Origin of the sequence: Bowmanella yangjiangensis, from assembly GCF_017255015.1 — a bacterium.
Lineage (GTDB): Bacteria > Pseudomonadota > Gammaproteobacteria > Enterobacterales > Alteromonadaceae > Bowmanella > Bowmanella yangjiangensis.
Window position 1 is genome coordinate 1 of the sequence record NZ_JAFKCS010000637.1, and the last position, 415, is coordinate 415.

At 70.4% G+C, this 415-nt stretch carries 1 protein-coding gene; it reads right to left on the minus strand.

Features of this window, described 5'->3' with window-relative positions:
- Window positions 1-415 (minus strand): hypothetical protein (locus J0A65_RS26030; RefSeq protein WP_206597089.1); only part of this gene is annotated, 415 nt, incomplete at both ends.

Consider the following 415-nt stretch of genomic DNA (forward strand, 5'->3'; position numbering starts at 1 on the left):
CACTGGCCACGGTCTTGGTGCTCTTGCTGACAGCCTCCTGCACCGGCGTAGGCTTGACCGCCAGCTCCTCCGGCTGCGAATCGAGCAGCGCCAGCGGGTCGAGCCCCTCTTCCTCCGTCACCGGCCCGGCCTCTTCGCCAGCGGCGGCGGCACCGGTGATCACCAGCGCCGCAGGCTCCAGTTCCTCATCGGGGAGCGCGGCCTCCTCGGTTTGCGGCTGCATGCCGCCCAGGGCCATCGCCAGCAACGGGTCGAGTTCCTCCTCCCCGGTTTCCTCACTCGGCAAGGAATTGCCGGAGGCGGCAACCTCCGGCTGCTCAGCGGCAGCCGTGGCAGCGTCGGCCTCGGCCGTGGCCGGGCCGCTGCTCTGCTCTTGCTTGGGCTTCTCGGCATTGCCAGCACGCTCGCCAGGCTT